The sequence below is a fragment of the Gillisella vitis genome (genome assembly GCF_001541345.2).
Classification (GTDB): domain Bacteria; phylum Pseudomonadota; class Alphaproteobacteria; order Rhizobiales; family Rhizobiaceae; genus Allorhizobium; species Allorhizobium vitis.
Genome location: NZ_LMVL02000005.1, coordinates 469,514 through 477,057, shown reverse-complemented (window position 1 = coordinate 477,057; position 7,544 = coordinate 469,514). Strand labels below are relative to the sequence as shown.

At 54.2% G+C, this 7,544-nt stretch carries 7 protein-coding genes; all 7 read right to left on the bottom strand.

The window, feature by feature from the left end:
* On the bottom strand, nt 1-1,195 hold a 1,195-nt coding region (locus ASB66_RS19585), incomplete at its 3' end, for a TniQ family protein (protein ID WP_147274063.1).
* A complete protein-coding gene (locus ASB66_RS19580; protein WP_060718550.1) occupies nt 1,192-2,175 on the bottom strand; it encodes an ATP-binding protein in 984 nt (327 codons plus the stop codon). The genes ASB66_RS19585 and ASB66_RS19580, both read right to left, overlap by 4 nt.
* Nucleotides 2,172-4,490 carry a Mu transposase C-terminal domain-containing protein gene (locus ASB66_RS19575; protein ID WP_060718551.1) on the bottom strand — a complete coding sequence of 773 codons (2,319 nt, stop codon included), beginning with the start codon at nt 4,488-4,490 and terminating at the stop codon, nt 2,172-2,174. Before ASB66_RS19575 ends, ASB66_RS19580 begins: the two co-directional genes overlap by 4 nt.
* Before the next feature lie 85 nt (nt 4,491-4,575).
* A complete protein-coding gene (locus ASB66_RS19570; protein WP_060718552.1) occupies nt 4,576-5,214 on the bottom strand; it encodes a PDDEXK family nuclease in 639 nt (212 codons plus the stop codon).
* 38 nt (nt 5,215-5,252) lie between these two features.
* Nucleotides 5,253-5,423 carry a hypothetical protein gene (locus tag ASB66_RS26295; protein WP_156544702.1) on the bottom strand — a complete coding sequence of 57 codons (171 nt, stop codon included), beginning with the start codon at nt 5,421-5,423 and terminating at the stop codon, nt 5,253-5,255.
* A 310-nt stretch (nt 5,424-5,733) separates the two neighbouring features.
* A complete protein-coding gene (locus ASB66_RS19565; protein WP_234613122.1) occupies nt 5,734-6,801 on the bottom strand; it encodes a hypothetical protein in 1,068 nt (355 codons plus the stop codon).
* Nucleotides 6,798-7,343: a hypothetical protein gene (locus ASB66_RS26775; protein ID WP_060718553.1), complete on the bottom strand. Its 546-nt coding sequence runs from the start codon at nt 7,341-7,343 to the stop codon at nt 6,798-6,800. Before ASB66_RS26775 ends, ASB66_RS19565 begins: the two co-directional genes overlap by 4 nt.
* Nucleotides 7,344-7,544 lie beyond the last annotated feature (201 nt).

The following is a 7,544-nucleotide window of genomic DNA, read 5'->3' as shown; positions in this document are numbered from 1 at the left end:
AGGGCAGCATTCCACTATTGAGTAGCGCTTCCATCTGAGTCATCGCGCACCCGAGACGCTCTGCAGCTTGTTTCGTCGTCAACTGCTGCGAGGCGGCTTCCAAAAGTGGATGCGCCTCATCTCGGTGGAATACGACGCCCCGGCCCTTGAACGTGGCGATCACGCTCTTTCCGTCGTCTTGATTGATCAAAATGTCTTTGATCCGCCCTTCCGAAATCCCGTACTCTTTGGCAGCAGTATAGGTTGTATGGACACGTCTTTTCGAAACGGGCTCCAGGAATGATTCACCTGGTGCCATGGGAAGATGGCACTCAGCGTGTTCCTGAAAAATTGCCCTAACGGGGCCAAAATCCCCGTCCGCTGCTTCGTCGCGCAACCACCGAAGGGGCAGTGAGAACACCATGGGGTACTTAGTCGCGCGACCAATGACTTTCACGACGTAAGCGGTCAAGAACTTCCAAATTGCTTCCCGCCCCTCGCACGCGATGCTGTAACCTGGAGCAAGGCACTCAGGGTTCGCCATTCCGAGCGGGACATGCTCAGAAATTTTGTTATCCACCATTTTCTGCTTGAGCGCACCCAAAACCGAACAAAGTTCCGCAGCGACGTAGAGTGGCAAGCTATCGAGATATGATCCGTTTGTCCGTCCAAGCAAACGGTCAGCAAAGTATTTGCTGTGAAGTGAGGGATTACTCTCTTCTTGCTCAGGCTTGGTTGTTGCCACGAAATCGCGGAGGTCTAGCAGGTCGAAATCCCCTGGAAGCTCAGCAAGGCGTACACCGTGGTCTGGGCAGTCCGAGATCATGTTAAAGCGCCACGTTGCCCGCATATAGATGCGGGTGTTAGGCTGATCGGTACCTTGTTCCAGATCATGTGCAAAGCAATGAGGGCAGTATCTACTGCTGCTGCCCCGCAGTTGCGTTTTTCTGACGCGATCAGAGCCAAACTCAACTACCGATGCCGAACGGCTAGCGAATCTCATCAAGTCAGCAGACCCGACACCGGTCCAATCTACGAGCTGATCCAGATGCTTTTCGTTCATGGTGGCGATTGCGGCGCGAGGTACACCGGTGAACCCGCAGAATTCTGCGAGAGAATAGAAACTGTTGGCTCGTGCGGTTCGTGCCATCAGACTTTCTGGCGTTTCGTCCTTGTGAAACAGCACGCAGGTCGGGAGACGTCGGGTAACACTCATTTACGCCTCCCACGAACAGAACCGACACCGATATGAGAGGTAGAATTCGCTCGAACTATCGATTTCCAATCATCCGTCGTGAATGGATTATCCCGCTTCAGATTGGCATTCCGGGCTTTGTAAACCATCGCCAAGTCGTCCATGGTGACCGCCTCTTTCTTCTGATCCAGAGCCCTGAAGCAAGCTTCGCGGACAAGGAGAATCAAAGTTGCAAACTCTCCCCCTGCTGCGACGATCAGTCGTCCAGGGACCTCATCTTCGTTGGACCATCCACAACGGCGGCCAGCGTGGTCGCAAACGATCATTGCCACGACCTTCTCCATCGCAGTCACCGTTCTTGCCCGCACCTCCATCAGATCAAGGTACTGCACCTGAGACCGGTTCTTGACCTCTTTGCTTTCCAGGAAGTCTACGACGCCCGGCATCCCTGAAACAATTAAGTGCAGCGGCCAGCCATCAATTTGCGTGAGACTCTTAACGGCATCCTGCACCTTACCAATCGCGAGGTCGGTATCACCGACAGTTACATGTTGCATCTCATCGAGGTGAAGGTAGAGAATCTCTTGATCACGCAATTGCCGTTTCACCATTCTCCACAGTGTGGGGGCGTTCGGTCTACCTCCAACCGTAATATTCCACTTGTCGAGGATGGCTTCAGCCAATGCTTTCGGTGAGCAATCGCTCTCGCAATCCATACTCAATAAGCGCCTCCGCACCTTGCCGTTGACATCGATACGGGGCTGGAACGCATCCATCGTTGAAAAAAGGCGCTTGAGAGCATGACTTTTTCCAGTATTAGATTCCCCAATGACGAAAAGAATTGGCATCTTGGAGCCACCTCCTTTCAGCGCGCGTTCCGCATTTTCCGTGAACCGCGTCATGAGGCCCTCCAGCTCTCGGTCCTTTGGCTGTAAGATGTATTGTTGCTCGATGTAGAGCTTGCGGTCTTCGATGGACATCTCGCTACGATTATCCATCATTCATAGTCTCCGAACTGAGAATCTTCATCGTCTTCGTCAAATTCAGCCGCGAGATCGTCGACTGTGGGTTCGGCTGACGGTGTAGTCTCAAGCTCGTTCTTGTTCTTTTTCGGGGCCTTCGTGGCCAGGATTTCAGCAGGAAGCTCTTCAAGACGCCCCTGAAGCAAAGGTGTTGCCTGAGGAGCAGGCGTTGCCAGAAGTGCCAGCTCACCAGCTTCTGCCTTCGTGATGGTGCGGCCTTCGAAGAGCTTCTCAGTGGCGCGAGACATGTCTTCGGCACTGCGCATATGTGGGGAGATACCGCTACGCAGAGCAGCAGCATCTACGACGCTGTGTACCCAGTTGATGCCGTCATACATTGTGGGCGCGGAGCGCGCTGATCGTTCTTCGTTCAAACGTTCAAGTTCCTTTTTCGCCAAGTACCATTCTTCAAGGCCAATATACGGAGGTACTCCAATGCAATTTCCGACCGTCAACCATCCGTCCTCGGTGTGGACGGAAATCGATTCCAGGTCGCGAGGGTGGAAACGGACGGGGAAGAGCTTCTTCGAACCGTGCTTGCGGCGGTACGATTGGAGTTCATCGGAGTTGTATGGAATGCCGTGAAGGACGATGCCTTCGCTGCGGATGGTCTTGTCCTTCTTCACTCCGAAGATGTGACGTTTTTCGTGTCGACCAGGAACAGGGCGCATCGGATAGGTGCGTTTCTTCAATTCCCACGCCTCATAGGGCGTCAATCCGTTCAAGCGGGCACTGGGAGTGTTCATGAACACATCGCAAAGCCAGCGATAAACGATCACCATGAATTCGTCGACGATGAGGGTTGCATTGGCGACGGAATCGTAATCGCGACGTTCGACAACGTTGGAAAAAGTGCGGCCATCGAAATAGGACATCAGGTCCTTTGCAAATGTCTTGAACAACGACTCAATAAATGGCCGTTTCCATGCTTGACCGGCGGGGGGACGAGTCAAGGAGATGCTGCTCATCAGAAATGCATCACGCGTGATGTCCGCGATGTAGGGTGTCCCGTTGTCAGTGAATACGTTCTCCGGCCGCACTTTAGCGGTCCAAGGCGTCTTTGCGCCCGCCAAGTTCGAAATGTGCGTCTTGTCCGACATCACCATTTCAAGGGCCTCGACTACGGCGGAGGCACAAGGCTTTCGGGTCGCCTTTAGCGCCAAAGGCATACCCGTCGCAGCATCAATCGCACCGACAAACCACAGGCGTTGCGTTTTTTCTGCGGCAGCCTTTTCAAGGATAGTCTGGAATTTCTCGGGAAGGAGCAACCAGAAACCGGTTTCCTTCGTGAGGGTAATGCAGTCGACGTTCCAGTCGTCAAATTCGACCCGTTCGCCGGGACGTACGACCTCGTAGGAACCCAACTTCGGCTTGTAGACTGCGTGTGCGTAAGGCTCGCCTTCATGAGCGGCGAGAACGTCGAAGGCCCTCAGCTGCTTAATCATATTTTCAAAACGCTTACGCTGGACAAAGATCAGTTTGGACTGGTCTTCAGTCCGTGCCTTGTTGGCTTCGTGGATGCGAGCGTTCGCGATCTTCCGTGCCTTCGACATCGGTCCTTTGCGTTTCGAAGCATATTCGGCAGCGGCCTGCCGCCAGATCGCATAGCTCTCGGCGCATTCGACCTGCAGGTGACGGCGCTTCGGCCCCTTTTGCTGGGGAATGAGCGCACGCACATCGTCGCCACAGCTTTCATATTTGCTAACGTAAGAGTTGAAGCTGCGAACTGTTGGCACTTCAAATCCGTTGGTCTTCTTACCGGCACGTTTCTTTCGTACTTTCCCGGTCTCTTCGTTTTCTTCCTTCTGAAGCAGCTGATACTCGACTGTCCAATTCAGCAACAGCTCTTCCATGGAACGCCCGCCAGGCATTTCCGCTGCTGGTTTCAGACTGCGGGGCACATACTGCCCGACCTCTACACACCAGGCACGGTGTTTCAAGACGAGGAATTCGTGGTAGCGTGCGACAGCTACAGCGTCGGGCTTGAACTCGTTGACGTTCTTGTTTCCGAAACGCTCATAGGCTTTTGAGCCCACCTCGGTGTGAAAGCCGGGGTAGAACTGCGCTCGACCCTCATCGATGGCGAGTTCGATTTCGGTGTGCTTGATGCGCTTGTGCGCCATGGGATCGTTCTCGTGAAAGAACAAGGTATCCGTGGCACGGTAGGAGATCGCAATGAGGGGCGTGCCCTCATATACGAAACGGTCGTTCGACGTCATAAGAGGGATCGACGGTGTGCTTTCCGGAACGGGACGCAGTTCAGGCTTGCCGCTGGTGTCAACGTTGTCGGTCATAGTGTCCTCCTTGGACATAGCTTCGCCGTGCTCCGAAAGTGGCTCGAAGTGGCTGGAGCGGAATGGTTTTTTGGCTAAGGGGTGGTTAGATTTCGACCGTGAACCAGGTCAGCTCATTGATGAGGCCCGGCTCGGGTTTAAGGTGCCCGAGATCGATGAGCCGCCATATAGCAGTGGTGCAAGACGGACGGTCCATGCCAGGCGTGTACAACTGGTAGAAGCACACCTTGGTCTTTCCTCGTTGCTGAAGCTCATCCAGCAGAGTCTGAACGTGATGGTCGTCGTGCAATTCTCGATAAAACAAGATGCTATCGGCGTTGCGCACGACCCACCAAGGAACATCCTGCTCGGTCATGATCGTCAGTTTATGAAAACGATCACGATACTCGGGCAGCATACCCTTAAAGACGGCCTCGACTTCCGCCCTCTTCTTCTCCTGTTTGACCGCAACGGCCTCCCAACGGCCGCGTGTATCACGGACGCAGTAGTCGATGGTGTGTTTGTGAAGCACACCATCCTGGTCATAATACTCAACTGTCATGAACTGCGAGCGCACTTCGGCGACACCGGGCTGAGCCTTCAGGAACGAGGCCACCTTCTTCTCAGTGCCGCTTTCGTGCTGCACCTCGCGATTGTTGAACACGGACGAACCGTTCGTGTTCAACAGATGCTTGGGAGTGACGTTACGCACACCCTCGTGGCGCAGCGGTTCGACCCACAGCATCGGTTCGCCGTCAATCAGAGTGGGGGAATGGGGATTGCTTACCATCGCGACGTACGCATCCCGACCATTGCATCCTTGTCCGCGTTCGATCCGGTGTCCTGGAACACCTCAAATCGAGAGCGAATGTCGGCTCCAGCACCGGAGCGCAATTCGGTCAGAATGGCGCGACGCACCAACACGTGGTGCAGCACATTTTTTGATGGGCGCATAGATACCTCCTGGGCGCACATGGGTGGCAGCCCATCCGGAGGTAGAGGACACAGTGTCCTTACTTCAGATGGAGCTGAGGAAGGTCTTTCCTAGAATGACGATGCGTATCATCGTGGGGCTCCGTGTTTGAAACTGGGGCGGAAGATAGTCAGAGTTGGTACCGGGAGTCTAGCGGGGGAGAAATGCGCGTTGGGAATATGGTTAACGTAGAGCTTCTAAGCGCTGTGAGGCCGTGCTACGTGCACTTCTTGCAATTTTTAAGCGATAAATTCTCACTTGATGCTGCGGAGACACGCCCAAACGTTGTCCCTAAAACGGCTCTGCCAATCTATTAGTCCAAGATTGCAACTCCTTGAAAGCGTGCTGCAGCCTGCAAATTCTCGGTATATAACTGCGCCCGGCACGACCGCAACTCATCGACATCGGGGCCAGCTCGGTCAGAAGCTCTTGGCTATGGCACTCGGCCATCATCGTGCCCTTAGTCTTGAGCTGATACAGGTTAGATAGCCGGACATTTATTCCAAGCTCGTTGAGCAAGCTTTGGAGCATCTCGATGAACTTAGGGTGCGTCGTTCTCGTACTGAGGCTGCCTCTTCTCATCGTCGTGAGAGGCACATTCAAACTGATAAACCCGTTCTCTGGCGTATGAAGGTCGACAGTTTCACCAGCGACGTATTTATCCAGAAGAGTAGCAGCGAGAACACCGAACGCGATGAACACAATGGAACGGGGCCGCTGAGAGATTTCTGCGGAGACGCCTGAAGTCCTCGGGTCGGCGTTGAGTGAGAGGAGTCGCTGTCCAGCGCCCGTTCGGGCGGCAAATTTCTCCTGCTTGGCGACGTCACCGCGAACTCTATTCGATACGTAGACTGGAAGATCGACACCTTTAGTTTCCATATCGATGGCCCCCATAAGGCTGTCCAGTCCGCCTGACAGAAGAGCCACGCAGGTTTCCGGTCGTGAACCAGCGATCTTCTTGGGAGGAGCTGGATGATATCCGCCTTCAACAAAGGCTAGATTCCAGAAGTCGCCCGTCAGGAACGAGAGCATCGCCGAAATCTTTTCAGACAGGGCTTGCCATCGATGAGGGTCGCTGACCCCGACGGTCAGATCGATCTCACGGGTCCAGCCATCCGGACTAATCGTCGCTCGATTAACGAGTCGATCAGCTCCGACCACACCCAGTGCCAACGCAGTAAAATCCCATGCCATTGTCGATGGCGACCGCCCTGCCCATTTGAAGAGTTCGCTGGCAACCGACAATCCTGCGTGACCAGATGTCCGGCTCAGAGCACCAAGATCACCTTCGAATATGCTGATGCGATGATCAATGCCGGAGGGAGATGGCTGATCGGGTCGGAGCGCTGCAATCTTCATTCAAGATAGCTTTCGAAAATATCCATAACCTGGGTAGTGACGTCGCGGGCGATTTTCGCTGATGCGCTGCGACTGATTTTTGAGCCGATTGCCTTCACTTTCTCGTATTGAGTCCGGTACGCTTCCCGAACGAAATCGCTGATTTCCTTCAGTCGGTCATTTGCCATAACAGCGTTACCGTGGGCTGCTCGCTGGACGGACGCACCAATATCGGCGACCAGAATGTTGAAGGCGGAATAGGACAAGGTCCTAACGAAGCACTCCTCGGCCAGCTCAGGCGGTAGATTGGTGACATCAGCATTTTCGTTTTCGTTTAGAACCGAACTGACGGCCTCGGCAATCGCTTCACGAACGCCAGCATCGTCGAGAGACACGTCGCCAGGATTGACTGCCTCCGCAATCCGTTCGGCAACCTCGCTATGCGAAAGCCCCGCCAAGGTCGAAACATCGAGTGCTGGTTTCTCACCTTCAGCGGTGGCGGTGCCATCGCCTCGCGACAAGATATCGAAAACCCCAACAGCGGCTGACGAAGACTTACTCATTCGACGGGTAGCCGTTGCCGACCCGCCGTATCCCTTCTTCACATAATTTCCGAGTGCATTCCTGAGACTGCCGTTATCGCCTGTCTTTGCGAAGTTGCCGATTGCTCGACGGGCTGATGTAAATCTCCGAGCCGGAGCTAAGTCAGAAGGGGTTGGATTTCCCTGATCTTGAACGGGTGATGTCTCATCAGGTTTTTTTGT

Coding starts and splice junctions, on each gene's coding strand:
- ASB66_RS19580 (WP_060718550.1), bottom strand. CDS start 2,175: ATGATGGATAATCGTAGCGAGATGTCCATCGAAGACCGCAAGCTCTAC.
- ASB66_RS19575 (WP_060718551.1), bottom strand. CDS start 4,490: ATGACCGACAACGTTGACACCAGCGGCAAGCCTGAACTGCGTCCCGTT.
- ASB66_RS19570 (WP_060718552.1), bottom strand. CDS start 5,214: ATGCTGTGGGTCGAACCGCTGCGCCACGAGGGTGTGCGTAACGTCACT.
- ASB66_RS26775 (WP_060718553.1), bottom strand. CDS start 7,343: ATGAGTAAGTCTTCGTCAGCCGCTGTTGGGGTTTTCGATATCTTGTCG.
- ASB66_RS26295 (WP_156544702.1), bottom strand. CDS start 5,423: ATGCGCCCATCAAAAAATGTGCTGCACCACGTGTTGGTGCGTCGCGCC.
- ASB66_RS19565 (WP_234613122.1), bottom strand. CDS start 6,801: ATGAAGATTGCAGCGCTCCGACCCGATCAGCCATCTCCCTCCGGCATT.